The 25,255-nt window shown below is 64.8% G+C and carries 27 protein-coding genes, 4 tRNA genes and 1 riboswitch; of the genes, 11 read left to right on the top strand and 20 right to left on the bottom strand.

What is annotated here, in order from left to right; all coding sequences use genetic code 11:
* Positions 1 to 108 precede the first annotated feature (108 nt).
* The 4 genes from dusB to RHODMAR_RS22855 form a co-directional block, all read right to left on the bottom strand.
* Complete coding sequence (dusB, locus tag RHODMAR_RS22870) at positions 109 to 1,248, bottom strand: tRNA dihydrouridine synthase DusB (protein ID WP_008719376.1); 1,140 nt, start codon at positions 1,246 to 1,248, stop codon at positions 109 to 111.
* A 135-nt stretch (positions 1,249 to 1,383) separates the two neighbouring features.
* The gene (locus RHODMAR_RS22865; RefSeq protein ID WP_008719374.1) at positions 1,384 to 2,340 is read right to left on the bottom strand and encodes an acyl-ACP desaturase; all 957 of its coding nucleotides are present in this window, start codon (positions 2,338 to 2,340) and stop codon (positions 1,384 to 1,386) included.
* Positions 2,341 to 2,598: 258 nt separating this feature from the next.
* Positions 2,599 to 2,674 (bottom strand) — tRNA-Lys (locus RHODMAR_RS22860).
* Positions 2,675 to 2,762: 88 nt separating this feature from the next.
* Positions 2,763 to 4,016, bottom strand: a complete 1,254-nt coding sequence (locus tag RHODMAR_RS22855) for a lipase family protein (RefSeq protein WP_008719371.1) — start codon at positions 4,014 to 4,016, stop codon at positions 2,763 to 2,765.
* 644 nt (positions 4,017 to 4,660) lie between these two features.
* On the opposite strand from RHODMAR_RS22855, the gene RHODMAR_RS22850 reads away from it, so the two are divergent.
* The 6 genes from RHODMAR_RS22850 (at position 4,661) to RHODMAR_RS22825 (ending at position 6,911) form a co-directional block, all read left to right on the top strand.
* Complete coding sequence (locus RHODMAR_RS22850) at positions 4,661 to 5,329, top strand: TetR/AcrR family transcriptional regulator (RefSeq protein WP_008719369.1); 669 nt, start codon at positions 4,661 to 4,663, stop codon at positions 5,327 to 5,329.
* Positions 5,330 to 5,408: 79 nt separating this feature from the next.
* Positions 5,409 to 5,481 (top strand) — tRNA-Glu (locus RHODMAR_RS22845).
* 124 nt (positions 5,482 to 5,605) lie between these two features.
* A tRNA-Asp gene (locus RHODMAR_RS22840) sits at positions 5,606 to 5,679 on the top strand.
* 56 nt (positions 5,680 to 5,735) lie between these two features.
* Positions 5,736 to 5,812: transfer RNA gene (locus RHODMAR_RS22835), tRNA-Phe, on the top strand.
* Between the two features lie 136 nt (positions 5,813 to 5,948).
* Positions 5,949 to 6,524, top strand: a complete 576-nt coding sequence (locus RHODMAR_RS22830) for a DUF6584 family protein (protein ID WP_042940128.1) — start codon at positions 5,949 to 5,951, stop codon at positions 6,522 to 6,524.
* An 84-nt stretch (positions 6,525 to 6,608) separates the two neighbouring features.
* A complete protein-coding gene (locus RHODMAR_RS22825) occupies positions 6,609 to 6,911 on the top strand; it encodes a hypothetical protein (RefSeq protein ID WP_042940127.1) in 303 nt (100 codons plus the stop codon).
* A gap of 11 nt (positions 6,912 to 6,922) precedes the next feature.
* Here the strand turns inward: RHODMAR_RS22825 and RHODMAR_RS22820 are convergent, their stop codons facing one another.
* The 7 genes from RHODMAR_RS22820 to RHODMAR_RS22790 form a co-directional block, all read right to left on the bottom strand.
* On the bottom strand, positions 6,923 to 7,222 hold the full coding sequence (locus RHODMAR_RS22820) for an ANTAR domain-containing protein (protein WP_008719366.1): 300 nt from the start codon (positions 7,220 to 7,222) through the stop codon (positions 6,923 to 6,925).
* Between the two features lie 91 nt (positions 7,223 to 7,313).
* The gene (locus RHODMAR_RS22815; RefSeq protein ID WP_008719364.1) at positions 7,314 to 7,898 is read right to left on the bottom strand and encodes a helix-turn-helix domain-containing protein; all 585 of its coding nucleotides are present in this window, start codon (positions 7,896 to 7,898) and stop codon (positions 7,314 to 7,316) included.
* A 31-nt stretch (positions 7,899 to 7,929) separates the two neighbouring features.
* The gene (locus RHODMAR_RS22810) at positions 7,930 to 8,859 is read right to left on the bottom strand and encodes a pseudouridine synthase (protein ID WP_008719362.1); all 930 of its coding nucleotides are present in this window, start codon (positions 8,857 to 8,859) and stop codon (positions 7,930 to 7,932) included.
* 89 nt (positions 8,860 to 8,948) lie between these two features.
* A complete protein-coding gene (locus tag RHODMAR_RS22805; RefSeq protein ID WP_042940145.1) occupies positions 8,949 to 9,944 on the bottom strand; it encodes an NADP-dependent oxidoreductase in 996 nt (331 codons plus the stop codon).
* A gap of 26 nt (positions 9,945 to 9,970) precedes the next feature.
* Positions 9,971 to 10,396, bottom strand: a complete 426-nt coding sequence (locus RHODMAR_RS22800; RefSeq protein WP_008719358.1) for an organic hydroperoxide resistance protein — start codon at positions 10,394 to 10,396, stop codon at positions 9,971 to 9,973.
* Entirely contained in the window at positions 10,393 to 10,851 is a 459-nt protein-coding gene (locus RHODMAR_RS22795) for a MarR family winged helix-turn-helix transcriptional regulator (RefSeq protein WP_008719355.1), read from the bottom strand. Before RHODMAR_RS22795 ends, RHODMAR_RS22800 begins: the two co-directional genes overlap by 4 nt.
* A gap of 96 nt (positions 10,852 to 10,947) precedes the next feature.
* Entirely contained in the window at positions 10,948 to 11,994 is a 1,047-nt protein-coding gene (locus tag RHODMAR_RS22790; RefSeq protein ID WP_232433743.1) for an iron-siderophore ABC transporter substrate-binding protein, read from the bottom strand.
* A 259-nt stretch (positions 11,995 to 12,253) separates the two neighbouring features.
* Between RHODMAR_RS22790 and RHODMAR_RS22785 the strand changes: the two genes are divergently transcribed.
* The gene (locus RHODMAR_RS22785) at positions 12,254 to 13,345 is read left to right on the top strand and encodes a 3-deoxy-7-phosphoheptulonate synthase (RefSeq protein ID WP_008719352.1); all 1,092 of its coding nucleotides are present in this window, start codon (positions 12,254 to 12,256) and stop codon (positions 13,343 to 13,345) included.
* A 60-nt stretch (positions 13,346 to 13,405) separates the two neighbouring features.
* Here the strand turns inward: RHODMAR_RS22785 and RHODMAR_RS22780 are convergent, their stop codons facing one another.
* Positions 13,406 to 14,026 (bottom strand): alpha-ketoglutarate-dependent dioxygenase AlkB, encoded by a 621-nt coding sequence (locus tag RHODMAR_RS22780; protein WP_042940126.1) that lies wholly within the window; start codon positions 14,024 to 14,026, stop codon positions 13,406 to 13,408.
* Positions 14,027 to 14,084: 58 nt separating this feature from the next.
* On the opposite strand from RHODMAR_RS22780, the gene RHODMAR_RS22775 reads away from it, so the two are divergent.
* Entirely contained in the window at positions 14,085 to 14,510 is a 426-nt protein-coding gene (locus tag RHODMAR_RS22775) for a VOC family protein (RefSeq protein WP_008719346.1), read from the top strand.
* A gap of 11 nt (positions 14,511 to 14,521) precedes the next feature.
* Here the strand turns inward: RHODMAR_RS22775 and RHODMAR_RS22770 are convergent, their stop codons facing one another.
* Both RHODMAR_RS22770 and RHODMAR_RS22765 read right to left on the bottom strand, forming a co-directional pair.
* Entirely contained in the window at positions 14,522 to 15,541 is a 1,020-nt protein-coding gene (locus RHODMAR_RS22770; RefSeq protein ID WP_008719344.1) for an AraC family transcriptional regulator, read from the bottom strand.
* Positions 15,538 to 16,710, bottom strand: coding sequence for a pyridoxal phosphate-dependent aminotransferase (locus RHODMAR_RS22765; protein WP_042940143.1), 1,173 nt, complete (start codon positions 16,708 to 16,710; stop codon positions 15,538 to 15,540). Before RHODMAR_RS22765 ends, RHODMAR_RS22770 begins: the two co-directional genes overlap by 4 nt.
* Positions 16,711 to 16,771: 61 nt before the next feature.
* Between RHODMAR_RS22765 and RHODMAR_RS22760 the strand changes: the two genes are divergently transcribed.
* Complete coding sequence (locus RHODMAR_RS22760; protein ID WP_008719341.1) at positions 16,772 to 17,758, top strand: TIGR03560 family F420-dependent LLM class oxidoreductase; 987 nt, start codon at positions 16,772 to 16,774, stop codon at positions 17,756 to 17,758.
* Positions 17,759 to 17,810: 52 nt separating this feature from the next.
* Here the strand turns inward: RHODMAR_RS22760 and RHODMAR_RS22755 are convergent, their stop codons facing one another.
* From RHODMAR_RS22755 to RHODMAR_RS22745, 3 genes are all read right to left on the bottom strand, one after another.
* Positions 17,811 to 18,479 (bottom strand): DUF3239 domain-containing protein, encoded by a 669-nt coding sequence (locus RHODMAR_RS22755; protein ID WP_008719340.1) that lies wholly within the window; start codon positions 18,477 to 18,479, stop codon positions 17,811 to 17,813.
* A gap of 39 nt (positions 18,480 to 18,518) precedes the next feature.
* A complete protein-coding gene (locus RHODMAR_RS22750) occupies positions 18,519 to 20,174 on the bottom strand; it encodes a DNA repair helicase XPB (protein WP_008719338.1) in 1,656 nt (551 codons plus the stop codon).
* A gap of 88 nt (positions 20,175 to 20,262) precedes the next feature.
* On the bottom strand, positions 20,263 to 22,554 hold the full coding sequence (locus RHODMAR_RS22745) for a helicase-associated domain-containing protein (protein WP_008719335.1): 2,292 nt from the start codon (positions 22,552 to 22,554) through the stop codon (positions 20,263 to 20,265).
* Positions 22,555 to 22,615: 61 nt separating this feature from the next.
* Between RHODMAR_RS22745 and RHODMAR_RS22740 the strand changes: the two genes are divergently transcribed.
* Positions 22,616 to 22,804 carry a hypothetical protein gene (locus RHODMAR_RS22740; RefSeq protein WP_008719333.1) on the top strand — a complete coding sequence of 63 codons (189 nt, stop codon included), beginning with the start codon at positions 22,616 to 22,618 and terminating at the stop codon, positions 22,802 to 22,804.
* 87 nt (positions 22,805 to 22,891) lie between these two features.
* Here RHODMAR_RS22740 and RHODMAR_RS22735 read toward each other — a convergent pair whose 3' ends face one another.
* The 3 genes from RHODMAR_RS22735 to RHODMAR_RS22725 all read right to left on the bottom strand — a co-directional run bounded on the left by RHODMAR_RS22735 (position 22,892) and on the right by RHODMAR_RS22725 (position 24,584).
* Complete coding sequence (locus RHODMAR_RS22735) at positions 22,892 to 23,503, bottom strand: resuscitation-promoting factor Rpf1 domain-containing protein (RefSeq protein WP_008719331.1); 612 nt, start codon at positions 23,501 to 23,503, stop codon at positions 22,892 to 22,894.
* Positions 23,504 to 23,511: 8 nt separating this feature from the next.
* A riboswitch (cyclic di-AMP (ydaO/yuaA leader) is annotated at positions 23,512 to 23,712 on the bottom strand.
* Positions 23,713 to 23,988: 276 nt separating this feature from the next.
* Positions 23,989 to 24,363 (bottom strand): YccF domain-containing protein, encoded by a 375-nt coding sequence (locus RHODMAR_RS22730; RefSeq protein WP_008719329.1) that lies wholly within the window; start codon positions 24,361 to 24,363, stop codon positions 23,989 to 23,991.
* 2 nt (positions 24,364 to 24,365) lie between these two features.
* Positions 24,366 to 24,584, bottom strand: a complete 219-nt coding sequence (locus tag RHODMAR_RS22725; RefSeq protein WP_042940142.1) for a hypothetical protein — start codon at positions 24,582 to 24,584, stop codon at positions 24,366 to 24,368.
* Positions 24,585 to 24,826: 242 nt separating this feature from the next.
* Between RHODMAR_RS22725 and RHODMAR_RS22720 the strand changes: the two genes are divergently transcribed.
* On the top strand, positions 24,827 to 25,243 hold the full coding sequence (locus RHODMAR_RS22720) for a cold-shock protein (protein WP_008719325.1): 417 nt from the start codon (positions 24,827 to 24,829) through the stop codon (positions 25,241 to 25,243).
* Positions 25,244 to 25,255: the final 12 nt, after the last annotated feature.

The following is a 25,255-nucleotide window of genomic DNA, read 5'->3' as shown; positions in this document are numbered from 1 at the left end:
CTGGCCTTCCATTACACGCACGCGCTGCCTACTCGGCAATCCCAGCCATAGTACTGACTCCAGCGGCATGGTCCACTCCGTGCGAGGTGAGACCCGGTCCGCTGGTGATCAGCCGCCCGAATGCATCAGGTCGGCGCCGGCGGGTACACACAGGTCTTCCGGATCGTCGAGCCAACCCTCGGGTAGCGCGACTGCACCCGGAGAGCCCTGTCGTCCTCGGGGTCCCTCGGCGTCCTTGGGAAACGGAACGGTCGGATCGAGTTGCGCCAGCAGGTCGTCCAATTCGGCGAGGGTGGAGACCAATGCCATCGAGACACGAAGATCCGATCCTGCGGGAAACCCGCGCAGGTACCAGGACACATGCTTGCGCAGCTCACGCAGGCCCTTCTTCTCGCCGTGATGATGGGCGAGCAATTCGGCGTGGCGAGCGATGATCGTGGTCACCTCGCCGAGGGTGGGTGGCGTCGGCTCGGGTCTGCCGTTCAGTCGGGCACTGAGTTCGGCGAACAGCCATGGTCGGCCGAGACAACCCCGCCCGACGACGACTCCGTCGCAGCCGGTCTCGGCCATCATGCGGACGGCGTCGGAGGCAGAGAAGATGTCTCCGTTGCCCAGTACCGGGATGCCGGTGACGTGTTCCTTGAGCCGCGCGATCTCGTTCCAGTCCGCGGTGCCGGAGTAGCGCTGCGAGGCAGTTCTGGCGTGCAACGCCACCGCGGCTGCGCCCTCGTCGGCAGCGATTGCGCCCGCATCGAGGTGCGTGTGATGGTTCTCGTCGATGCCGACGCGGAACTTGACGGTGACCGGAATGTCGGTGCCCTCGGTCGCCTTGACGGCAGCGGCGACGATGCGACCGAACAGGTTTCGCTTGTAGGGGAGGGCGGCACCGCCGCCCTTGCGCGTGACTTTGGGAACGGGGCAGCCGAAGTTCATGTCGATGTGGTCGGCAAGATTGTCGTCGACGATCATTTTGGCGGCGGCGTACGTGGTGTCCGGATCGACGGTGTACAGCTGAAGCGACCGCGGTGTTTCGGTGGGGCCGAACGTCGTCATGTGCATCGTGGCGGGCTGCCGCTCCACCAACGCCCGCGCAGTGACCATCTCGCAGACGTACAGGCCCGACGTGCTGCCTGCTCGCTCCAGTTCCTGCTCCCGGCACAGGGTGCGGAACGCCACATTGGTGACGCCTGCCATGGGGGCGAGAACGACAGGGCTGCGCAACTCGAGTGAGCCGATCTGCAGTGTCATGAGAAATGCCTTTGGAACGAAGGGAAGGAAAGCAGTGATCGAGTGAAAACAGTGATCGGGTGGAAACAGTGATCGGGTGAAAACAAGGGTGCCCGGCACCGAAGTCGGTACCGGGCACACCAGCCGATCGAGAACTTACGACGCGCGTGCTTCGGCCTTCGCACGTTCGCGGGCGAGGGAGCGATCCCTCATCTCCTCGAATTTGGTGGCCTGACGCTCGAGGTCTTCGAGGAACACGGCGAGTTCTTCACGCTTGTTCTCACCGCGGGCGGTGAAGTCGTTGCGCTCGAACACGCTCCACTTGCGCAGCACCGGCCAGACGACGTCTTCGAGGTGCTGACGCAGGTCGTAGATGCCGTGCTTGGCCATCAGCACACCGTTGCGGCGGAAGTTCGGCATCCCGGCACCGGGCATGACGAAGTTCGTCACGATGTCGGAGACCGCATCGAGGGTCTGGTCGGGAGCGATGTCCATCGCTGCGCCGGTGATGTTGCGGTAGAAGATCATGTGCAGGTTCTCGTCGGCGGCGATGCGTTGGAGCATGCGGTCGGCGATGGGATCGTCGCAGACCTTGCCGGTGTTGCGGTGCGAGACGCGGGTGGCGAGCTCCTGGAACGTCACGTACGCGACCGAGTGGAGCAGGCCTGTCTGCGAACCGGCGGGCGAGGCGAACCCGTTGGTCATGTGGATCATGCGGGCTTCTTCGAGAGCCACGGGATCGACGCCGCGGGTGACGACGAGGTAGTCGCGCATGACGATGCCGTGCCGGTTTTCCTCGGCGGTCCAGCGGCCGACCCAGGTTCCCCACGCGCCGTCGCGGGAGAAGTTCTCGGCGATCTCACGGTGGTAGGAGGGCAGGTTGTCCTCGGTGAGCAGGTTGGTGATCATCGCGGCCTGGGCGACGTCGGAGAGCTTGGACTGCTCGGGGTCGTAGTCCTGGCCACCGAGAGCGGCGAAGTTGCGGCCTTCGTCCCACGGCACGTAATCGTGTGGATGCCACTCCCGCGCCATGGTGATGTGACGGTTCACGTTGTCCTCGGCAGTGGGCACCAGCTCCTGCAGAAGCTCGAGCTGTGTCAGATCCCTCGCCATTAGATCGCCTCCATAGATTGCGTACGACCGGTCCAGCTTACGGCACCGTAAGTTCGGTGTGAACCGTGTCGTGCCTGTTCACTTGCTGTTCCGGCGATCGTGATGTTCGATGTCGATCGACGGGAAGCGCCAGTGCGTCGATTCGTCGGTCGGCGTCCGTGATCGCGGCAGCCCCTTGTACGTCGCTTCGTACCTGCCCATCGTTACGCCCGAGTAGTACGTTCCGAGCAGGTGTGATCACCGTTACCCGAGTGTGTGTGGTGCCCCCAGTAGGACTCGAACCTACGACCTGCGGATTAAAAGTCCGTAGCTCTACCAACTGAGCTATAGGGGCGCGGCTCGAAAGTGTAACGGGCCGCGCGGCACTGACGGGCAAGTACCCCCGGCAGTAGTTCGGACGGGTCAGCGTCAGTTCCGACGGGTCAGCGTCCGAAGCTGCTGCATCCGCTCGGTGCGGGGATGCCGGCCAGTCGGTCGTCGATCCAGGAGTACGCACCGGGCATGCCGGTGAATGCGACGACGAGGTGTTCGCCCACGTATTCCTCCAATCGGACGCTCGCACCGTTGGCGCACCACTCGTCGTACAGGTTCTCGGGCCCTTCCTTGGGGATCCAGAATTCCTGTTGTCCGTGGTAGATGAATACGGGCGCTGTCGGTGTCCGGTCTCCTCCCATCCGGGTCGAGGCGATGATCTGTTCGGCGATCGGCGTCCGATCGACGTTCGGAATGTCCGACAGTGCCTGTGCGGGAATGGGAGCGACGAGGCCACCCGGCGCGGTGAGGTAGATGCACATGTCCTTGGCGATGGTGGCCAGGCGCAGGCCGTTGGCATTCATCAGCGAGAACATCTCGGGGTACTCCCTGGCGACTCCGAGCGTGGCGGACAGGAACAGGGTGGAGCCCACCGTTCCGTTGAGCGAACTCAGGAGAATCCGGTAGTCGGTGGGGGCTCCGCCGAACGCCACGCCGACGAGGTTGACCTCCGGTGCGTAGGTGGGAGCCAGCTGCGCAGCCCATCCGGATGCAATCGCACCCCCGGAATATCCGGTCGCAGCGATCGGAGACTGCGCCGGCAGGCCCAACTCGGGCAGGCGAACCATGGCGCGCAGTGCGTCCAGGATGGCGTGCCCTGCCATCGGTCCTGCTGCATATCCCTGCCGCGGCCCCTGATGATCGGTGACTACGACGGCATAGTTCTTCGCCAGGAACGACTGCACCGGGACGATCTCCGGAGCTATACCGCGTGGGAGGGTCCACGACGGAGCGCAGGTGTTTCCGAGTGAATCGATGGCCATGTTGTACGCGACCACCGGCCGGCTTCCGGGGCCCGTCCAGGGGGCCGTGGGCACGATGGCGGTGGTGACGCCCGCGACCGGCCGATCCTTGGAATCGTTGGTGCGAAACAGGATCTGGGTCGAGGTGACCGGTGTGAACAGTGGACCGACGTTCACCTTTCGGGTTGCCAGCACCGACCCGGGGGGTTGCTGCTCGTAGCCTGCGGGTGGGTCGAACCAGGGTTCGCCCAGTGGGGTGGGCATATACAAGGCGGGATCGGCGACGGGTGCCACGAAATTCCCGATGGGGTCCGCCGGTGCGGTGGCTGCGCTCGACAGCGTGATGATCGACACTGCGAACAATGCTGTCATGGAACGGAATACGCGAACCGGTACCTTCATGGCGCTCACTCGTCTCCGATAGGCAGAACCGATTGTGTGATGCAGCTCACAGTAGGTGGGTGTGTCGGTGCGTGTGTCGCGACGTGAGGAAAGTATCGAAAATGTTACCAACCGGTCTTGTTCGATATCTATTATCCAACAATGTATTTCGGTGGAATCTGCGCTCGAGGCGATGTAAACCGCTGATCTGCACTAGCTTTCGTGCGCTAACGTGCGCTCGTGGGCACCCATGGCTCGAGATGTGTTACGGCCAAATGTAATTCGACTTTCAACTGAAACCGAGTCGTAGGCCCGAGACGGTAGGGGTGAGGCGTCGGTCGCTCGATCGGGGAGTGTGAATCGGGCTTTGTGTGTGGTTCCAGCTTTGAATTGGGGAACTGTGAGCAGTGGTTCGACGCGTGGCAAATCTTCGGTGAGGAGTTGCCGAGTGAAAAGTGGCTCGAGTGCGCACCCCCCTGCAGCGCACTCGAGCCGCGAAAATCATACCATCCGGCTTGTTTCTGTTGCCTAAGCAAATTTAAGGTCGGCAGAGTGGATCGAAGCGAACCGCAGGTGAGTCGACTCGCTTGTCGTTCGGGTGAAGTACTCTCTATCTGTACTACCTGTGGATATGCAGGGCGCTTGGGCTCGGAGGCACGGAGTAAATGGCACAACAAGAGCGAGCACGGCGGACCCGGGCGGCCATCGTCGAGGCGGCGGCGGCGGAGTTCGCCAAGCGTGGATACGCGGCGGCGTCCGTCAACACCATCTTGGAGGGCTCGAACGCCACCAAAGGTGCGATGTATTTCCATTTCCAATCGAAGGAAGATCTGGCCCGAGCGGTTCTCAGTGCTGGTTTGGACCGGTATGTCGCCATCATGGAGAAATGGGCCGACACCACTGCGCATCCTTTCTATGTCATCCGAGGGATCGTGGACGACATTGCGCAGAACTTTCAGAACGACGTGATCGTGCGCGCCGAATTCCGGCTGATAGTCGAGCCCGAGTTCTATGCGGAGGTTCACTCGGGCGGCGGTCGCGTATGGGGGGCCCAAGGTCACCAACAGGCCGAGCGCGCCCTGGCAATGGGGGACCTCAAGTCGGAGTTCGACGCAGCCAAGTTCGTACGAGTGCTCGCGGCGTCGATGGCGGGTCAGCGCTACATGTCGGATCTGGTCGCCGACAACGCAGACCTGCGCGAGCGGTTCGAGGAGTCCGTAGAGGTGGTTCTGTTGGCCATGGCGTCGGACCGTTGGCTCGCCGAGTTCAAGGCGCACGGGTGGGACCAGTTCGGTGAGAACTACGCGAAAACCGTCTCTGACCTGCCGGTTTGAGATTTGCTGCGAAAGTGTCCTAAGCTATCCCAGCTCCCAACGGAACGCCGTTGAGGGTAACGTCGAAGCAGTTCGGCGGGCCCCCTTCGTCTAGCGGCCTAGGACGCCGCCCTTTCAAGGCGGTAGCGCGGGTTCGAATCCCGTAGGGGGTACGTAGGAAAAGATCGGTTTGACAACCCGATCGGCAGTAGAGCAGTCCGCGTCTCGCTTCTCGTGAGATACGGATTTGCAGTTCGGAGAGTTACTGCGCTAGAAATAGCGCGGCAACAACAGCAAGGCCCTGTGGCGCAGTTGGTTAGCGCGCCGCCCTGTCACGGCGGAGGTCGCGGGTTCGAGTCCCGTCAGGGTCGCAACATCGGTGAGAAATCACCGACATTGCGATGGCATTGTAGTACCGGTGCCGCCCGGCCAGGTAGCTCAGTTGGTACGAGCGTCCGCCTGAAAAGCGGAAGGTCGTCGGTTCGATCCCGACTCTGGCCACCATTGCTTTGCTCGAGTACGGATTTTGGATCGAAATGCACGACGAAGGCCCCTGCCGATTGTTCGGCAGGGGCCTTCGTCGTTGTCAGCCCATGTCGGGTCCGGTGACGAAGCGCTCGCCGAGCGCTATGGTCGACGCGTGGACGTGATCGATCGAGCGCAAGAGGATCTGGCGCGTGGGGACAGCATCGCTGCTCGAGATCGGCTCATCTCCGCCCTCGTTCGCAATCCGGCCTCGCCCGGCATCCTCGAATTGCTCGCGTACACCTATCTGGTGCTCGGCGATCGGCCGGCGGCCGGTGCAGCGTGGTTCCTCACCGACAAGTCCGACGACGATCCGACGGCCTCCGCTGCGTTCGCTGCCTTGGAAAAGCAGTGCCGGTCACCGTTGGCACTGGCGCGAGCACTGCCGATCCATGCCCCCTCCGACTGGTATCCCGCCCGTGCTCGGAACCGGCTCGAGCGTCTCGAAGCCGCTGTCGAGGCCAATGGGCAGCACTGGATGCCCCCGCGTGACGTCGTGTACTTCGACGAGGACGGACTGAATTCCGACGACTTCTACGACTCCGGTGTCGATTGGGACGACGACGACCTCGACGGTTCCCGCGGCGGTTCGAGCTATCGCTCGGTACGGCAGCGCGCGATCGCGGCGACGATCGTCCTCGCCATCGCTGCGACATCGGCGTCGGTCGTCCTGGCCCTCGTCTTCGGCTGATGCCGGTTCGGGAACGAACAGCTCGGCACCGGGCGTAGAGTCGCTGAAGAAATTCTGGCCGACGACCGAGGACGGCTTCTCTTCATGGGCACAGCGAACGGCAGGCCGTCACCGGCGCCGAGGGACGACAACTATGCCGTCAACCTCGAACAGGCGAGAGTGTTCGCCAGAGGGCTGGCCGAGCATATCGAGACGTGCTCGACGGCCATCGAGATTGCGCAGTCCAAGGCATTTCGAGCGCGCGCCGACCGCGCCGAATCCCGTGCCCGAGCACTCGAGTCCGAGGCGTCGACTCTCCGGACCGAGCTCTACGAGATGTACCGACACATCGATGCGATGACAGCCCGGTTTCCCGAGCTACGCACCGACCCGGCCGTACGCGACTAGATCTTTCTCGATCAGACCGTCGCGATATCGGTGATCGAGCCCAACGGTGCCGCGGCGCCGCGTCGGCCGAGCGCCGAGCCCCACACTGCGTAGACCGCATCGGAGGTCGAAGACCGCTCGATGTCGCGGCCCTCCGCCACGGTGATGAGGGTGCGGGAGAGCTCGAACAGGCTGACGCGGTGATTCCTGGCGGTGGTGAAGAGCTCTTCGATGGCGTCCGCGACGGATCCGCCGCGGATGCCGATGAGCACTCCGGTCGCGATGTCCACGTCGGTGCGAGATGCAGGTGAATCGGGCAGTCTGTCGGGCATCTTGTTCCTCGGGAGGGTGTGGTTGGTACGGATCGGCCGGAGCGAATTCCGGCGTCGCGCGGGCTTCACTGTCTCATACGGACCTGACATTTCATATCGTCGGTTTCGCCCGTACGTGCATCCGCTCGCCTTGAGGCCCGAACAGGCTCAGAACCTCGACCGGACGCTGTCCGACGGCACCGAACCAATGGGGCACCCGTGTATCGAATTCGGCCGCCTCACCGGGCTTCATGGTCAGGTCGTGCTCACCCAGGATCAGTCGCAGGGTGCCGTCGAGGACGTAGAGCCACTCGTAACCTTCGTGCACTCTGGGGCGAGGCTCCGAGTCCTCGGGGCGGACCAGAAGCTTGTAGGCCTGGAGGCCGCCCGGACGCAGGGTCAGAGGAAGTATCGTCACGTTCTCGCGAACAGTGGCCGTCGTCCGCACCCGAGGGTCGGCAACAGGTGGGGCGGTGACCAGATCGTCGAGCGCCATCTGGTGAGCGCGCGCGATCGGCCACAGGAGCTCGAGGCTCGGTTTGCGGTCACCCGATTCGAGCCGCGACAGTGTGCTGATCGAGATTCCCGTGGTCTCGGACAGCGAGGCCAGGGTGGTGTTCTTCTGCATCCTGATAAGCCGGAGGCGAGGGCCGAGGCCGGCGATCACCTCGTCCAGGCTCGGTGTCGATTCCATCATGTTTCTATTGCAGTTTCAGCAATCGGATTTGTCAAGATAGGGAAGTGTCTGCCCCGCTGTTCGGCAGCGGTGCATCGAGACTTCGGTTGCTCTGGAACCGTCGAAGCAGGCCGCTGAGGGGATCGACGAATTCGATCGAGCGTGCCAGCAGGAGGAGCGGGTCGGAGTAGTCGTCGTCGGCGACCTCGCGGAACGACGGATACAGGTTGTCCCCGACGATCGGAACCCCCAACGAGCACAGGTGCACCCGAAGCTGATGCGTCTTGCCGGTGCGCGGACGCAACCGATATCGGCCGTACGCGCCGAGGGTGTCGACCAGTTCGACGAGCGTCTCGGCGTTGGGCTCACCTGGTACCTCACGGGCCTGAAGAACGCCTCGCTCCTTGATGATTCGACTGCGTACCGTCAACGGAAAGTCGAGATCCTGCGCCAGCGGTGCGATCGCCTCGTACTGCTTGACGATCGCGCGTTGGGCGAACAGTTCCTGGTACGGCCGGCGCGCCTGCCGCCTGACTGTGAACACGAGCACGCCTGCGGTGAGCCGGTCGAGCCGGTGCGCCGGACTCAGCTCGGGCAGGTCGAACCGTCGCCGGAGCAGAACCAGCGCTGATCGTGCGACGTATGCGCCGCGTGGAGTGGTCGCCAGAAAGTGTGGCTTGTCGACGACGAGTAGGTCTTCGTCGCGATGGAGGACGTCGAGGGAGAACGGCACCGTCGGCTCCACCGGTGGATCGCGGTAGAGATAGATGTCCGCTCGCGGACGTGCGATCGTCGCCGAATCGATGGGTGCCCCTGCCGCGTCGACGATCTCGCCGCCGGCCACCTTCTCCCTCAGCCTGGCCGCGTCCGCCGGGAAGCGGGTGCACAGGTACTTGAGTACCGTGGTCCCGGTTGCGACGTCGGGCATCCGCACCCGAGTGGGGTCGAGGCCGTCGCGCAACGGCAGGGGAGCGGCGGGCATCGTCCGACTCTAATCGTTCGGGCATGGAAACACCCCGGTCGGAATGCCCGACCGGGGTGTGGACTGCGGTGGAACCGTTCGGGTCCGATTCAGATGGTGACGACCATCTTGCCGGTGTTCTCGCCCTTCATCAGTCCGATGAAGGCACTCGGAGCATTGCTGAGCCCATCGACGACGGTCTCGTCGAATTCGATTGCGCCGCTGCCGAGCCACTCGGTCATCTTGGTACGGAACTCCTCGGTGAGGTGCGCGTAGGAGCCGACGATGAATCCCCTGAGCGTCAGTTCCTTGCCGATCACCAGGGCGAGGTTGCGCGGAGCCGGAGTCGCTTCGGTCGAGTTGTACTGAGCGATGGCTCCGCACATGGCAATTCGGCCGTACTTGTTCATCGACCCGATGGCGGCTTCGAGATGTTCGCCGCCGACGTTGTCGAAGTACACGTCGATGCCGTCCGGTGCTGCCGTGCGGAGCTGCTCGGCGACCAGGCCGTCGTGGTAGTCGAACGCGGCGTCGAAGCCGAGTTCGAGCAGGCGGGCCACCTTCGCAGGAGATCCGGCACTGCCGATGACGCGAGATGCGCCGAGCGCCTTGGCGATCTGGCCGACGAGTGATCCGACGGCACCGGCAGCGCCGGAGACGAACACGACGTCACCCTCCTTGAACGAGGCGACCTCGGTCAGTCCGGCGTACGCCGTCGTGCCGGTCATCCCCAGCGCGCCGAGGTATGCCGATGCCTTGGCTGCGTCGAGATCGACCTTGCTTGCACCCTTCGCCGGGACGATAGCGACATCGCGCCAACCCTTGCCGTGCAGAACCGCATCGCCGACCGAGAAACCCTCGGCTTTCGACTCGACGACCTCGCCGACCGCGCCGCCGTCGAGCGGAGCGTCGATCTGGAACGGCGGGACATAGGACTTCACGTCGTTCATACGACCGCGCATGTACGGGTCGACCGACATCACGATGTTGCGGACGAGGATCTGCCCGTCCGCGAGTTCGGGGAGTTCGACGACCTCCGCGCGGAAGTTGTCTTCGGTCGGCCAGCCTTCTGGGCGTGACGCGAGGTGAATTTCGTGTGCCTTCATGGTCTTTCCCTTCGATGTCATCGCTCTTACTCGTCTTCGGTGACTGTGACAGTGACGTCGATGTTGCCGCGGGTGGCGTTGGAGTAAGGGCAGACCTGGTGGGCCTTGTCGGCCAGGGCCTGGGCGTCCGCGCGGTCGAGATGGGGCAACGTCACCTCGAGGGTGACCGCGAGCTCGAATCCGCCTGCGTCGTTGGGGCCGATGGCGACGCGAGCACCGACGGCCGAATCGGTGACGTCGGCCTTGTCCTGACGCGCCACCATCTGCAGTGCGGAATGGAAGCATGCGGCGTACCCGGCGGCGAAGAGCTGCTCGGGGTTGGAGCCGTTGCCGCTGCCGCCCATGGCCTCCGGGATGGCGAGGTCCAGATCGACACGTCCATCGGAAGTGCGGGTGTGGCCGTTGCGGCCCTCGCCGGTGGCGAGAGCTTCGGCGGTGTAGAGGGTCTTCATGATGCTCCTTCGGTCCTGCTCGAATCGGTGTGATGCAAAGCGCTCGTCAATGCGTCGAGCGCCTTTTTGAGTTCGACCAGCTCGTCGACTCCCATGCCGGTCTTTTCGGCCAGCTTGCGCGGGATGTCCAGTGCGCTCGAGCGCAGAGCGCTTCCGGTCTCGGTGAGGTGGATTTCGACGCGGCGTTCGTCGGTGCTCAGGCGTCGACGCTCGATGAATCCGAGGCCTTCGAGTCGCTTGAGCATCGGCGAGAGAGTGCCGGTATCGAGATCGAGCTCGGCGCAGATGTCCTTGACGCCGCGCCCGTCCTGCTCCCACAGCACCAGCAACACGAGGTATTGCGGGTAGGTGACACCGAGCTTGTCGAGCATCGGGCGATACACCGCGGTGGTAGCCCGCGAAGCGGAGTACAGCGCGAAGCACACCTGACGGTCGAGTGCGAGTTCGTTGTTCACCCGATGAACAGTAGTGCACGGTTAAGTTGTGCGCAACCTACCTCGGCCATGTGCGTGGAACTTCGTAGCCTGCTACGAAATCCCGCTCACATGGGGTCAGCCCTGCAGGGCGTTCTTCAGGCCGCCGAGCACGATGGTTGCTGCCGTCGGACCCGCATTGAGATACCACGGGTCGTCGTCCACTCGCACGATGTGATTCTCGGTCGCCGCGCTCATTCCGGTCCACAGTGGGTTGGTGGTGTACGACGCCGCGCTCGAATCGGCTCCGGCGTCCTGGCTCGATACGAACACCCAATCGGCGTTGGCCAGCTGGATCTCTTCCTCGCTGAAGTCCTGTGAGGTTGCGTCGAACTGCTGACTTTCCGGTCGAGCCAGCTCGGCGTCCCACGCGACGTATCCGGCGAACGACTCGATGCCGAACACGCGCGCACGATCTGCGGTGAAACGCACGAACGAGACCGTGGGTGCGCCACCACTGCCTGCGACCGAATTACCCAGTGCCGCAGCATCGGTGGTGAAGGTGTCGAGGAAGCTCTGGGCTTGCTCGGTCCGACCGAGCGCGTCGGCGAGAAGGAGGAAGTCCTGCTTCCAGTTCACTCCGGTGCCCTCGGTGAGCACGGTCGGCGCGATGGTCGAGAGCGTCGAGTAGATGTCCTCCGAGCCGGTCTCGTTCGCCAGGATCAGGTCGGGTTCTGTCGCGGCGATGGCTTCGATGTCGACATCGAGCCGGTTGCCGACGTCGACGAATTGCGTCATCCGATCCGCGTACTGGGGAAACGAGAAGGTGATGTAGTCCGGAACCAGTTCGGCACCGCTGCCGTAGGCGACACCGGTGGGTACGACGCCCAGTGTCAGGGCCGCGTCGAGCTGACCGGTGGCGATGACAACGATCCTTGTCGGTTCGGCAGCGATATCGGTCGAACCGCCGAAATGTCCGACGGTGCGGGGAAACACCCCGTCGGCGGCTCCCGAGCCCATACCGTCGGGGATGCCGGTCGGCCCCGGTGCGTCGACGGCTGCATCGTCGGTGGCCGATGCCGTGCCGGTGGAGGGAGTGGCCGTCTGCTCGGCGGGCCCGCCACATGCGGCGATGGTCAGGGCGGTGACCGTGGCGATCGTTGCGGCCAGGAGCAGACGTTTCACTTCGTTCTCTTTCGCCGGGGCGGGCATAGGTAGGCAACCCTAGCCTGAACCCGGATGGCGCACAGGGATTGCAATCGCGACCCGTGCATCTGCTAGCGTCCTTTTCATGCAGCGCACGTATTTCTGGTTTAGCAGGCCGGCCCCGGGTGGGTCAGCCAGCGACGCCATGCGCTGACCCCCACCCCACGAGCCGGATACAGACCGGCTCGAAGTGCGCGTGGAGCATGAGGAGCCGGCCTGAGAACAGGAACGCCCTCTCATGACAGTCTCTCTCGACACCCCATCTCTCGACGATCAGCGAACGATCAGTATCAGTCCGCTGGCGTCGCCGTCGGTGCTGCGCCGCGAACATGCGGTGGACGACGCGATCTCGGCCACCGTCCGCACGGGCCGCGCCGGTGTCGTCGACGTTCTCGACGGCCGTGACGATCGACTGATCGTCGTCGTCGGCCCGTGTTCGGTGCACGACACCGACGCTGCCCTCGACTACGCCCGACGCCTGGCGGCCACGGCGTCCGAACTGGGCGATCGACTGCACATCGTCATGCGCGTCTACTTCGAGAAGCCCCGTACGACCCTCGGCTGGAAGGGCTTGATCAACGACCCGCACCTCGACGGCAGCTTCGACATCAACGCCGGCCTGCGGGTGGGACGTCAACTGTTGCTCGACATCTCTGCGCTCGGTCTGCCGGTCGGGTGCGAGTTCCTCGACCCGATCACCCCGCAGTACATCGCGGACCTGGTCAGCTACGGCGCGATCGGTGCCCGGACCGCGGCGAGCCAGGTCCATCGCCAGCTGTGCAGCGCGCTGTCGATGCCGGTGGGAATCAAGAATTCCACCGAGGGCGACATCCAGGTGGCGGTCGACGGCACCCGCGCCGCCGCGGCGAGCCACGTGTTCCCCGGAACCGATCTCGACGGTCAGGCGGCGCTCATCCGCACCGTCGGAAACCCGGACTGCCACGTCATCCTTCGCGGCGGCGTCGACGGACCGAACTACGATGCCGAATCGGTTGCCGACACCGTTGCGCGACTGCGTAAGTCGGGTCTCCCGGAGCGAGTGATCATCGACGCCAGCCACGGCAACAGTCGCAAGGACCACAACAAGCAGGTCGACGTCGTCACCGACGTGGCCGCCCGGGTCGCAGCCGGTGAACACGGCATCGTCGGGCTGATGCTCGAGAGTTTCCTGGTGGCGGGCCGTCAGGATCTCGAACTCGGCCACCGCGACGATCTGGTGTACGGGCAGTCCATCACCGACGCCTGCCTCGACTGGGACACTACGGCAACACAATTGGCCGTGCTGGCTGCCGCCGTCGAGGAGCGTCGCAGCAGCAGCGATGCGCGTTAGCGGGCAGTAGGTCGGCGAGCGAGCCGGGAGTCAGCGAGCCGGGTATCAACGAGCCGGGAGTCAGCGAACGCCGCGCGGTCGGAACTGCACGCTGATGCGTGGGCCGGTCGCGCGGGTGGACTTGGGAATGGCGTGCTCCCACGTCCGTTGGCATGAACCACCCATCACCACCAGGTCGCCGTGCCCGAGCGTGAACTTCAGCGATGTGCCCCCGCCGCGAGGCCGAAGCATGAGTTGTCGCGTGGCACCGAGCGACACGATCGCCACCATGGTGTCCTCGATTGCGCTGCGCCCGATGTTGTCGCCGTGCCAGGCGACGCTGTCGGATCCGTTGCGGTAGTAGCAGAGCCCGGCGGTGGCGAAGGACTCACCGAGTTCCGCGCGGTAGTGATCGTCGAGCGCGTCACGTGCCTCGTACAGTGCCGCGTCGGGCCACCGCTCGCGCTCGGCGTAGAACCGAACCAGGCGTGGAACGTCGACCACGCGGTCGTACATCTGCCTACGCTCGGCGCGCCAGTCGACGGCGTCGATCAGAGAATCGAACAGGTGGGTATCGGACAACCAGCCGGGGCGCACGTCCACCCAGGCGCCGCGGGTCAGTTCGCGGCGGGTGACGGACTCCAACGACCCGACGCCACCGTCCTCGTCACCGAACAGCGAGCCTTGCAGTGCGAGCGACATGAATCGACTGTATCGAACAGGTGTTCCCATTTCCAGTGCGCGGGGGTATCGTCTTCCCATGGGGTACCGATTTCAGGTCGTGATCGACAGCGCCGACCCGCATGCGCTGGCCGCGTGGTGGGCACAAACTCTGGGCTGGCAGCCCGAACCCTCCAACGAGGATTTCATTCGTGAGATGGTCGCCGCCGGGCATGCCCGTGAGGAGGACACCACCACCTTCGAGGGCGTTCTCGTGTGGCGGGCCGGTGCGGCCATCGTCGATCCCGAATCGCCCGGTTCCCCCAGAATGCTGTTCCAATCGGTGGCCGAACCCAAGTCGGTGAAGAACCGGTTGCATCTCGACATCCGGGTCGGCGACGAGCGCGAGACCGTGGTCGCGGAGCTGGAAGGACGAGGTGCGTCGGTGCTGCACAGGGGGGACCAGGGCCGCAGCATCTGGATCACCATGATTGATCCCGAGGGCAACGAGTTCTGCGTCAGCTGAGGAAGGGTCTGCTACCGGTAAGCGCTGGGGGTCTGGCCGGTCCAGCGTTTGAAAGCGCGGCGGAACGCACTGGGCTCGGAAAAGCCGAGGCGGGTCGAAATGTCGTCGACGCTGTCGCCGCGGCTGAGCCCGGATATCGCTGCATCGCGCAGCACTTCTTCTCGCAGCTGGTTGATCGAGGTGCCCTCCTGACGGAGGACGCGTCGTAGGTGCGGCGGGCTGATGTTGAGCATCGCGGCGATGTCATCGGTTCCTGGTGCGCCACCTTTGAATCCGGTTTCGAGTGCCCGTCGAACCTGGCTCGATGCGGTGCTGTCGTAGTCCCTGGAGGAGAACAACAGGTTGGGTGACTCCGCGAGATAGTCGGCCAGAGTCTCCTCGGTCTGCACGATCGGTGCCCGCATCACGGCGTTGTCGAATTCCAGTGTCGCGCGGTCGGTTCCGAACTCGACGTGGGTGCCGAAGATCGAGTCGTACATCTTGCCTGCTTCGGCTCCGGGAAACGCGTACGGCAGCTGCACCGACAGCAGTTTGACCCGGTTCCCGATCAGCCACGCCGCGAATCGGTGCAGCAGAATCAACAGGAAGTCGGTCAGTAACCGCTCGGCGAGTTCGTTTGCTTCGTCGCTCAGATGAGTCGTGGGAGTGACGTGCACCGTCAACACCGTGGACTCCTCGGTTCGGTCCAGCGTCATGGGCCGGACCGGAATCAACACCCGCATGGTCTCGGACATCCGGATCAGAGCCGCCCAGAGGTTCTCGGTGTGAATGAGTGTTTGGCACACCACCCGAAAGCTGCCGCGCCGCACCGGTACTGCGGCGAGACCGAACAGCTCGTCGCCGGTCATCGCCCAGACCGCCTGGGTGAACGCGGTGACCTGCCTGGTGGTCAGACGCTTCGTGGGGTCGTCGAGGATGGAGGTTCCGATTCCGGCCATCGACAACGGGTAGGTCAGGTCCACCCCGCCGCTGGCCGCGAGGTCGGCGGCCTGTCTGATGAAATACGCCGGAATGGTCGGCTGCGGAGTCACAATTTCCGCAGCCTCTCGGCGGCATCGGCCAGGACCTCGTCCTGCTTGCAGAAAGCGAAGCGCACCAGCGATTTCCACGGTGCCGGCTCGTCGACGAACGCCGTGACCGGAACTGCCGCGACACCCACCAGATCCGGGAGAGAACGGCAGAATTCGTAGGCGTCACCGCGCCCGATCGGGGCGATGTCGGCACACACGAAATAGGTTCCCGCGCTGTACTTCACGTCCGCTCCGGCGGCGGACAGTGCAGCCGAGAGCGTGTCCCGCTTGCGTTGCAGGCCGTCCCGCATCGCGGTGATCCAGGCCTGTTCGTGCTCGAGTGCGTAGGCAACGGCCGGTTGAAAGGGCGTGCCGCCGACAAAAGTCATGAACTGCTTGGCGGCACGAACGGCATCGATCAGTTCGGCAGGGCCCAGTGCCCAGCCCGTCTTCCATCCGGTGGCGTTGAAGGTCTTCGCGGCGCTCGACACGGTGACGGTGCGCTCGAACATGCCCGGCAGTGTCGCGATCGGAGTGTGTACCCCGCCGTCGAACGTCAGATGCTCGTACACCTCGTCGGTGAGCACGAGCAGATCGTGGGTTACGGCGATGTCGGCGATCCGGGCCATGGTGGCGCGGTCGAAGACCGTACCGGTGGGATTGTGCGGGGAGTTGACGATCAGCATGCGGGTTCGCGGCCCGATGGCACGTTCGAGTGCGTCGGTGTCGACGGTCCACCCAGTGCCGTCGGCAACCAGGGGCACCGCGGTTCGCGTGGCACCGGCGAGAGCGATAGCGGCCGCATAGGAGTCGTAGAACGGTTCGATCAGCAGCACATCGTCACCCGACTCGATCAACCCCAGCAGTGTCGCCGAGATGGCCTCGGTGGCACCGACGGTGACGAGTACCTGACAGTCGGGGTCGTAGCTCAGCCCGAATCGCCGCTCACGGTCGGCGGCGATGGCGTTGCGCAGTACCGGCATGCCAGGACCGGGGGAGTATTGGTTGAGTCCGCTCGCGATGGCCTCGCGCGCGGCCTCGAGCATGGCGGGCGGCCCGTCGGTATCGGGAAAGCCCTGCCCGAGGTTGACGGCATTCTTGGCGACGGCCAGTGCGGTCATCTCGGCGAAGATCGTCGATGCGAACGGGCGCAATCGCGCCACCGTGCGCGAGGGCAGCATCTCGGACATCCCTGCAGCGTAGTTCACCGAGCCCACCGGTCGTTCGCGCTGCATCGGTACTGTGCCTGTCATGCGATTCGGATTGTTCGTTCCACAGGGTTGGCGCCTGGATCTGGTCGGTATCGATCCCGCACGGCAGTGGAATGTGCTGCGCGATCACGCGCTCGCCGCCGAGTCGGGTCCATGGGAATCACTGTGGGTCTACGACCACTTTCACACCGTTCCCACCGCGACCGACGAAGCGACGCACGAGGCGTGGTCGCTGATGTCGGCACTGGCCGCTACCACCTCGCGCATCAGGCTCGGGCAGATGTGCACGGCGATGGCGTACCGCAACCCGGCCTACCTCGCCAAAGTTGCTGCCACAGTGGACATCATTTCCGGCGGTCGCGTCGAGATGGGCGTGGGCGGCGGCTGGCACGAGCACGAGTTCCGGGCCTACGGCTACGGGTTCCCCTCCGCCGGAGAACGATTGGGCCGGCTCGACGAGGGTGTGCAGATCTTCAAGCAGGCCTGGACGGCCGGGGAAGTCTTTCTGGACGGCAAGTACTACCGGATCGACGGTGCCGTGGTGCGGCCACTGCCGCTGCAGGAGGGCGGTATCCCGCTGTGGATCGCAGGCGGCGGCGAGAAGGTGACGCTGAAGATCGCGGCGAAATACGCGAACTACACCAATTTCGATGGAACCCACGCCGGCTTCGCCGCGAAGTCGGCTCTGCTACGCGAACATTGCTCGACCGTGGGTACCGACTTCCATGCCATCGTCCGCTCGGCGAACTACAACGTCGTCGTCGCCGCGACCGAGGCCGAGGTGGAGGACAAGCTGCACGCTCTCGAGAGTCGGCTCACCGACCTCGTGGGTGCCGACAAAGCCGCCGGTGCCCTGCAGGCATACCGCGGTATGCCTGCAGTCGGCACCCCGGAACAGATCGCCGAGAATCTGACGTCGCTGCAGGAGCAGGGAATGACGTACGGAATCTTCTACTTCCCCGACGCCGCCTACGACCGCTCCGGCATCGAACTCTTCGAGCGCGAGGTCATCCCGGCACTTGCGTGAGTCCGTGCAGATCGTGAGTCAGTGCAGATCTCGAGTCAGTGCAGATCTCGAGTCAGCGCAGATCGTCGGGAAGATCTGCTGGATCGATGAGCAGCTGCTGGTTCTTGGCCGTGCGGACTTTCTCCGACAGTCCGATGTTGGCATGCAGCAGCGCCCACTCGGCATCGGTGATCTCGTCGGTGGCGCGGGCGAGGACCGCAGGGTCGGTGGTGCCCCAGGCAATGGGCATCGCCGAGACCAGCTGCCATGTTCGCCCGCCCGTATTTCTGCCACGATCGGCGAGAATCGACACCGCGGGCACCTGAGCGCCCCGCTCCATGGCGTGGCCGGGAAGCGCCCGTACGGGGCGGGTGATCAGCACGTAGTACGGTTCCTCGACCCCGGGCTTGGCGATGTCGACCAGTGCCAGGAGCAGCGCTCCGTCCGGTAGCTTCTCGGCCACCACCGTCGGCACCAGATCACCTGCGGCATATCGTGATTCGATAGATCCCATCTTCCGCGGCGTCCACAGCATCACCCACAGCGAGGTCGCTGCCCCGATGAAGAACACCGCACCGAGGATGTACGACCACGCAGTGGCGATCCACATGAACCACGCCCCCAGCGCGATCAGGAAGACCGCGGTGAAGGCCGCAGAGACACGCAACCGGCGAAGCTCGGTGTACGTCTCGTTGACCGACTTCGCATGGGCTACGTCTACGGGGAACTGGAACTTGCGCACACCGCTATTCCTAGCACGACGGCATACGGACGCGAAGCCTCAGATCGCCGGGCCGAGCAAGTCGTCCGCGTCGGTGATGCGGTACGCGTAACCCTGTTCGGCGAGGAAACGTTGGCGGTGCGCGGCGTACTCGGCGTCGAGGGTGTCGCGCGAGACCACCGAGTAGAAGTGCGCCTGACCGCCGTCGTGCTTCGGTCGCAGCAGTCGGCCCAGACGCTGCGCCTCTTCCTGCCTGGAGCCGAAGGTTCCCGACACCTGCACTGCCACAGACGCTTCCGGAAGGTCGATCGAGAAGTTCGCGACCTTGCTCACCACGAGCGTCTGGATCTCGCCCTTACGGAACGCGTCGAAAAGAACTTCACGTTCCTTGTTCTTGGTCGAGCCCTGAATGACCGGAGCGTTCAGCGCCTCGCCGAGTTCGTTCAACTGGTCGAGATACGCACCGATCACCAGAGTCGGAGCACCCTGATGCTTCGCCAGGATCGATTTCACGACGGCGATCTTCGTGTGCGCCGTCGAGCACAGTTTGTAGCGCTCCTCGGGTTCGGCGACGGCGTACGACATGCGCTCGGCGTCGGTGAGAGTGACGCGAACCTCGATGCACTCCGCCGGCGCGATCCAGCCCTGCGCTTCGATGTCCTTCCACGGGGCGTCGTACCGCTTGGGGCCGATCAACGAGAACACGTCGCCCTCGCGGCCGTCCTCGCGGACGAGCGTTGCCGTCAAGCCGAGGCGACGACGCGACTGCAGATCGGCCGTCATGCGGAACACCGGAGCCGGGAGCAGGTGTACCTCGTCGTAGATCACCAGACCCCAGTCGCGGGAATCGAACAGTTCCAGGTGCTTGTATTCACCCTTGGTCCGACGCGTGATCACCTGATACGTGGCGATTGTCACAGGGCGAATCTCTTTGCGCTCTCCCGAATACTCGCCGATTTCTTCCTCGGTGAGCGAGGTACGTGCGATCAGCTCGCGCTTCCACTGTCTGCCTGCGACCGTATTGGTGACCAGAATCAGCGTGGTCGCCTTGGCTCTGGCCATTGCGGCTGCGCCGACCATCGTCTTGCCTGCGCCGCAGGGCAGTACGACGACGCCCGAGCCGCCCGCCCAGAACGAATCCGCCGCCATCTCCTGGTAGTCGCGCAGTGTCCAGTTGCCGCCCTCGGTATCGAGTTCGATGGGGTGCGCTTCGCCGTCGACGTATCCGGCGAGGTCTTCGGCGGGCCAGCCGATCTTGAGCAGCATCTGCTTGACGTGGCCGCGTTCGCTCGGATGCACGATGACCGTGTCCTCGTCGACCATGGCGCCGAGCATCGGGGCGATCTTCTTGTGCCGCATAACCTCGGTGAGCACGGCGCGGTCCAGGCTGATGAGCACCAGGCCGTGGACCGGGCTCTTGACCAACTGCAGTCGGCCGTATCGAGCCATGGTGTCGACGATGTCGACCAGCAGCGGCTGTGGCACTGCGTATCGGGAGAAATTCACCAGTGCGTCGACCACCTGCTCGGCGTCGTGGCCGGCCGCACGCGCGTTCCACAGGGCCAGCGGGGTGATGCGATAGGTGTGGACGTGCTCGGGAGCGCGTTCGAGCTCCGCGAACGGTGCGATGGCCGCCCGCGCTGCGCCCGCAAGTTCGTGATCGATCTCGAGCAACAGCGTTTTGTCGGACTGGACGATCAGCGGGCCGTCGGTCACGGTTCCTCCTAGAGACTTCTGCTGCGCCCGAAAGAGCGCAACTTCTCCATTGTCCACAGGTAGGGGCGTGCGTGCACGTGAGCCCGGACTACTCGACGAGAGCGACCGAGGTGATGCGATGCAGAGTGAACCGCCGAACCCCTCCGGTGGCGGGGTCGAACGCATCGAGTTGGCCGCCGCCGATGCTGATCGGATCGACGATGCGATGGCTCGCGACGCCCTGGGCGTCGACGTAGCCGATACTGACGCTGCGCTTGACCTTGGCCGCGGTCTGCAACAACGTCATCGTCGCGGTGCTGCTGGCCCGAGTGCCGTCGGTGCGCACCACTGCGCCGCCACTTCCCGCTGCCCGTTCGGCCGCGCGCATCCCACGCACCAACGAACCCAGCTGTTCCTCGGTGGGGACGGCCGGCGTGCGGAAGGTCTGGCGTGGCCGCCGAGCCGCTACCCGTGACCCCCGCGTGCGCAGATCGACGATGGTGCCGGACGAGTCCTCGCCTGCCGGCGCGAATCCCGCCCCGGCCAGAACCGTGAGCACTTCGGCGAGTGGGGCCTGTGAGATCGCGACGGTCGGGGCCAGGGCTCGAAGTGCCAACGATTCGGCTGCAGGGGACGCCATCACCTCGGCCAGCAAGGCCGGATCCTCGCAGCGGACGAACGATGCGGCGACACCCGCCCGCAACCGGCCGTGTCGACGTGCCACGTCGTCGATCAGGTAGGTCAAGGCCTGCGGAACCGGCGTCCTCGAGTGGGTCGCGAACAGGGAGTGCAGCTCCGATGCCGTCAATCCCACATCGAGCGCGCGGCGCAGGCTCGTGTCGCTGATCCGGTACATCGTTGCCGCGCCTGCGGATTCGACGTCGGCGACGAGTTCGATCCGATCGTGCAGGTCCGTTTCGAGTGGACCGGGTGCCACCAGCGTGAGGTCGGCCTGAACCAGGACGTAGTCGATCGGCTCGGGCAGCGCCGCGCGCATGTCGGCCTCGGCATTGCCGTCGTGCAACAGGGATCGACCCGGGGTCGACATCGCCCCGCGGCCGACCATGCCGAGCGCGGTGGCTTCGGCGACGACGTGTCCGACGGGTGTGACGCCGAAGCGTCCGGACCATCGGGGTCGACGCCACGCCAGGGCGCGGGCGAGGTCTGCCGGCGGTGCCGAGTGCCCGCTACCGAGTTCGGCGAGCAGTTCGAGGACCATGCGTCGGTCCCGGGGTGCGGCCGGCGAGCGAACTTCCTCGGACAGGGCGGCGATGGGTTTGCCGTTGGGGTCGCGCATCCCGATGACCCACGGTGCCCTCGGCACTTCGAGCCAGGCGGACGCGAGCGTGTGCCAGCGAGCCGCCGGGGCTGCGGTGAGCCAGGCCTCCACCGCAGGTGTCGGTGCCCAGTAGTCGTCGCCGGTGTCGGACGCGGGTATCGGGTCGGGTGTTCCGCTCGAGATGAGATGGGCCGCGGCCAGTAGTTCGAGGAGGATGCCGACTCGGTCGTCGTCGAGGCCGGTGGCCTTGGTGATCTTGCGTAGCTCGCGTACGCCGAGACCGCCGGCCTTGAGAGCCGGGGCAGGTGAGTTCGACAGCGCCTCGATGACCAGGACACAGTGCCTACCGAGTTCGAGTGCCTCGCCGGCGGCAGCGGCATCGACGTCGGCGAGAGAATGCGTGCCGGTGGTGAGTGTGGGCTCGGCCAGCGACCGTGGATCGGACATCGGCTCGCCGCGCAGAATCTGCCCCACCTGGACGGGTAGCTCGACGGTTTGCTCGTCCAACCAGATCAGCAGGCCAGCGGCGAGCAGCTTCTGGACGGGTCGGTCCGGCGCAGTGCCCGGTGCTGCGTCTCGTGTGCGGCCGGTCGGCGACGATCGAGCCAGAGTGTCGAGCAGATTGCGTTCGCCGTCGCCGAGTGCGGCGAGGGCTGCGGTGATGTGCGACTCGGTGAGAGTGTCCACCGGATCGAGTGCACGCCCGATACGCCACGGAACGCCGTCCGCCGCGGTCGCGCTGATTCGGAACCCGGACGCATCGCCCCACACCAGCAACCGCTCACGGAGCTGAGCGAGCGCCTTGTCGACGCTCTTGGCCGGAGCACGTTTGGCGACGACGGCCAGCAGCGCGGCGCGGGTGACAGGGCGCTCGTGGGCCTCTTCGACGGCGAGGATCTCGAGGACGGTCAGCGCGAGCGTGTCGAGCGTGTCCGCGGTGTGCAGGATCGACCGGCGCTGCTCGGCCCGTCCGGCGAGAACGGCCAGGGAGGCGGGCGGCGGCGCGGTCAGATCCGGACGCAGAGACATGGCCCTGATCAGCTCGGCGTCGGAGCGAGCTGCGATCCACTGAGGCAGATCAGGGGGCGTGTCGGTGGGTCGGTGCGCAGTCGTGTCGGTCATCGTCTATCAGATTAGAGACCTGGGCTGGTGCTCGCCGCAGGGCAGGTGTCAAAATAGGCGCATGGTGAACAAGTCGAAGAAGCCCTATGTCGATCCAGGCTGGCCGGAAACCGCTCGCGGTGACCACGCGGTGACCGAACTCTCGTCCGCTCGATCGGGTGGCTTGTCGCCCTTCGGCGAGGACACGGAGTTCCCGCTGCCCGTCGAAGACCTGCCCTACGCCCATCCGGTGACCGTGGTCAATCGCTGACCGCGGCCCTCGAACACGAGAAAGCCCCCGACACCTTCGAGGATGTCGGGGGCTTTTCTCGTACGAGCGGTGAACCGTCTCGGGCTCTTACTGGGGCAGGAATGCCTTGTTGGCCTGGTAGAAGTTCACAACCTGCGGATCGAGCTGGATGCCCTGCGCTGCGTTCTGGATGAACGAGGCGATCTGCGGATCGTTGGTGATGTTCTGCACAGCGGTGACGATGCCGTCGATGACCTCGGCGGAGCTGTCGACTGCCGGGATGGACGGCAATTCGGGGAGTGCGGGAACTTCCGGTGCCTTGGGGGTGACCGGAACGCTGCGCTCGGTCGGTGCGCTGCTCAGGCCGAGGCTCGAGGAGCAGGACGGCCATGCGCCCCAGCCCTGTGAGTCGAGGACCTTCTCTGCGACTGCAATCTGCTCTTCGCGGCTGGCCTGGTTGGCGGTGGCTGCGTACTGCTGACCGCCGTGCGAGTTCCAGGTGCTGGGGGAGAACTGCAACCCGCCCTGGAAGCCGTTGCCGGTGTTGATGCCCCAGTTGCCGCCGGCTTCACACTGTGCGAGGCGGTCCCAGTCGGAATCCGGTGCCGCGTTGGCGGTGCCGGTGAAGGCGATGCCTGCGGTGCCCATGATGGCTCCGGTGACGGCGACCTTGGCGACGGTCTTGCCAGTGGTGCTCGGCTTGCGATGACGTCCGCTCATACGAGTTGAAATCCTCTCCACACGCGCCTGCGAGGTCAGCTGTCGGGTTCGGGCTGAGAGGTAGCCCGGCCTTTTCGGTCACTGCTGTCAGTGGCCAATTGGGCTTCACCCCAAGGGAAGTCGGTGCGGCTTCGTGAGTCGCTACAACTTCCCGGTTGTCCCTGGAGGACGTGGGTCCCCCGTCCTCGTCCCCTGGGTGATCATCGAGGGTGTTCCGGTTCCCGCGGGACGAGGTTTGGCGCTGCGGGTCGGAATTCGGCCGAACTTTCCGGCCGCTGCTGACCGTACTGAAATTCCCGGCTTACGTCACTATTTGGTAACTGTCGATTTCGCGGCGTCGTCCGGAGCTCGTTCAGTGGCCCTTTCGGGTCCCTCGAGTCTGCCCAGCTAGCGGACCTGACGAGCAATGAACCCCCGTCCGTTGCTCATCCGTTACCCGAGCGTTATGTGACAGAAGTCACAGTCGATCGAACGGCTACAGCGCGTCACGGAACCGCAACGATGTCCTTGCCCAGGGGCATCAGCGAGACGGGGATCAACTTCAGGTTCGCTATCGCCAAGGGGATGCCGATGATGGTGATCGCCATTGCAATAGCGGTGACCACGTGCGCCAGCGCCAACCACCAACCGGCGAGAATCAACCACAACACGTTTCCGAGAAGCGCGCCCGAACCGGTCCCGGGCTTATCGACGATCGTCGACCCGAACGGCCACAGTGCGTACACCCCGATGCGAAAAGACGCGATGCCGAACGGGATGGTCACGATGAAGATGCACAGCAGCAGTCCGGCGAAGAAATAGCCGAGCGCCAGCCACAGCCCGCCGAAGATCAGCCAGATGACGTTCAGTATCGAGCGCACGGTCAGCGAGCCCGCCGTCCGGACGCCAGTGCGTACACCAGTGCCAGCACGAATCCGGTCGGTGCGGAGAACATCGCCGTCAGGTACAGGCTCAGTGGGGGCTTGGCGTCGGAGAAGATCGGAAACAGCAGGATCGCGACAATGGCGACGAGGCCGATCGCGAACAGTGCGATCGCGATACGCAGCAGAACGGTGCTGCTCTTACGGGTCGAGGTGTTCACGCGCACCACGGTAGTGCGAAGTGCGCTGCTGTGACGCGCGGTGCCGGCGAAGAACTCGAATGCTCGATCCGGGCACACCGCGCTAGACTGGTGTATTCGCGTCCTACGTTCTCGTGGGGCGCGAAACTTGTGCGGACCCCGCCTTTCGAGCAGCTGTGGGGTTCGAGCAGCCATGGGCCCGAACATCGGTCCTGTGGGCAACGCATAAACAGCCAACAGCAACAGATGAACGGGTGAGCTCAGTGCCGACCGGCAAGGTGAAGTGGTACGACGTCGACAAGGGATTCGGATTCCTCTCTCAGGAGGAAGGCGAGGACGTCTACGTGCGTTCGTCGGCGTTGCCCGAGGGCGTCGAAGGCCTCAAAGCCGGACAGCGGGTCGAGTTCGGCATGGCCGCCGGCCGTCGCGGACCGCAGGCGTTGAGCTTGAAGGTGCTCGAGCCGGCACCGTCGGTGCGTCAGAACACCGGCAGTACGCGCCGTGAACCCGTCGAGCGCAAGCACACCCCCGACGAGCTGCACGGGATGGTCGAGGACATGATCACCCTGCTCGAGGCGACGGTGCAGCCCGAGCTGCGCAAAGGCAAGTACCCGGACCGCAAGATCGCGCAGCGCATCTCCGAGGTGGTGCGCGCCGTCGCCCGCGAGCTCGACAGCTGATCGGGGCCGGCA

It is taken from the genome of Rhodococcus sp. AW25M09, assembly GCF_000333955.1.
Taxonomy (GTDB): Bacteria; Actinomycetota; Actinomycetes; order Mycobacteriales; family Mycobacteriaceae; genus Rhodococcoides.
Note: the sequence above shows the minus strand (reverse complement) of the source record. Positions and strands in the feature narration are given on the sequence as shown.

What these genes read in the sequence shown, in the direction of transcription:
- dusB (WP_008719376.1), bottom strand. Translation starts at nt 1,248, where the DNA reads ATGACACTGCAGATCGGCTCACTCGAGTTGCGCAGCCCTGTCGTTCTC.
- RHODMAR_RS22865 (WP_008719374.1), bottom strand. Translation starts at nt 2,340, where the DNA reads ATGGCGAGGGATCTGACACAGCTCGAGCTTCTGCAGGAGCTGGTGCCC.
- RHODMAR_RS22855 (WP_008719371.1), bottom strand. Translation starts at nt 4,016, where the DNA reads ATGAAGGTACCGGTTCGCGTATTCCGTTCCATGACAGCATTGTTCGCA.
- RHODMAR_RS22850 (WP_008719369.1), top strand. Translation starts at nt 4,661, where the DNA reads ATGGCACAACAAGAGCGAGCACGGCGGACCCGGGCGGCCATCGTCGAG.
- RHODMAR_RS22825 (WP_042940127.1), top strand. Translation starts at nt 6,609, where the DNA reads ATGGGCACAGCGAACGGCAGGCCGTCACCGGCGCCGAGGGACGACAAC.
- RHODMAR_RS22820 (WP_008719366.1), bottom strand. Translation starts at nt 7,222, where the DNA reads ATGCCCGACAGACTGCCCGATTCACCTGCATCTCGCACCGACGTGGAC.
- RHODMAR_RS22815 (WP_008719364.1), bottom strand. Translation starts at nt 7,898, where the DNA reads ATGATGGAATCGACACCGAGCCTGGACGAGGTGATCGCCGGCCTCGGC.
- RHODMAR_RS22810 (WP_008719362.1), bottom strand. Translation starts at nt 8,859, where the DNA reads ATGCCCGCCGCTCCCCTGCCGTTGCGCGACGGCCTCGACCCCACTCGG.
- RHODMAR_RS22805 (WP_042940145.1), bottom strand. Translation starts at nt 9,944, where the DNA reads ATGAAGGCACACGAAATTCACCTCGCGTCACGCCCAGAAGGCTGGCCG.
- RHODMAR_RS22800 (WP_008719358.1), bottom strand. Translation starts at nt 10,396, where the DNA reads ATGAAGACCCTCTACACCGCCGAAGCTCTCGCCACCGGCGAGGGCCGC.
- RHODMAR_RS22785 (WP_008719352.1), top strand. Translation starts at nt 12,254, where the DNA reads ATGACAGTCTCTCTCGACACCCCATCTCTCGACGATCAGCGAACGATC.
- RHODMAR_RS22780 (WP_042940126.1), bottom strand. Translation starts at nt 14,026, where the DNA reads ATGTCGCTCGCACTGCAAGGCTCGCTGTTCGGTGACGAGGACGGTGGC.
- RHODMAR_RS22775 (WP_008719346.1), top strand. Translation starts at nt 14,085, where the DNA reads ATGGGGTACCGATTTCAGGTCGTGATCGACAGCGCCGACCCGCATGCG.
- RHODMAR_RS22765 (WP_042940143.1), bottom strand. Translation starts at nt 16,710, where the DNA reads ATGTCCGAGATGCTGCCCTCGCGCACGGTGGCGCGATTGCGCCCGTTC.
- RHODMAR_RS22760 (WP_008719341.1), top strand. Translation starts at nt 16,772, where the DNA reads ATGCGATTCGGATTGTTCGTTCCACAGGGTTGGCGCCTGGATCTGGTC.
- RHODMAR_RS22745 (WP_008719335.1), bottom strand. Translation starts at nt 22,554, where the DNA reads ATGACCGACACGACTGCGCACCGACCCACCGACACGCCCCCTGATCTG.
- RHODMAR_RS22740 (WP_008719333.1), top strand. Translation starts at nt 22,616, where the DNA reads ATGGTGAACAAGTCGAAGAAGCCCTATGTCGATCCAGGCTGGCCGGAA.
- RHODMAR_RS22735 (WP_008719331.1), bottom strand. Translation starts at nt 23,503, where the DNA reads ATGAGCGGACGTCATCGCAAGCCGAGCACCACTGGCAAGACCGTCGCC.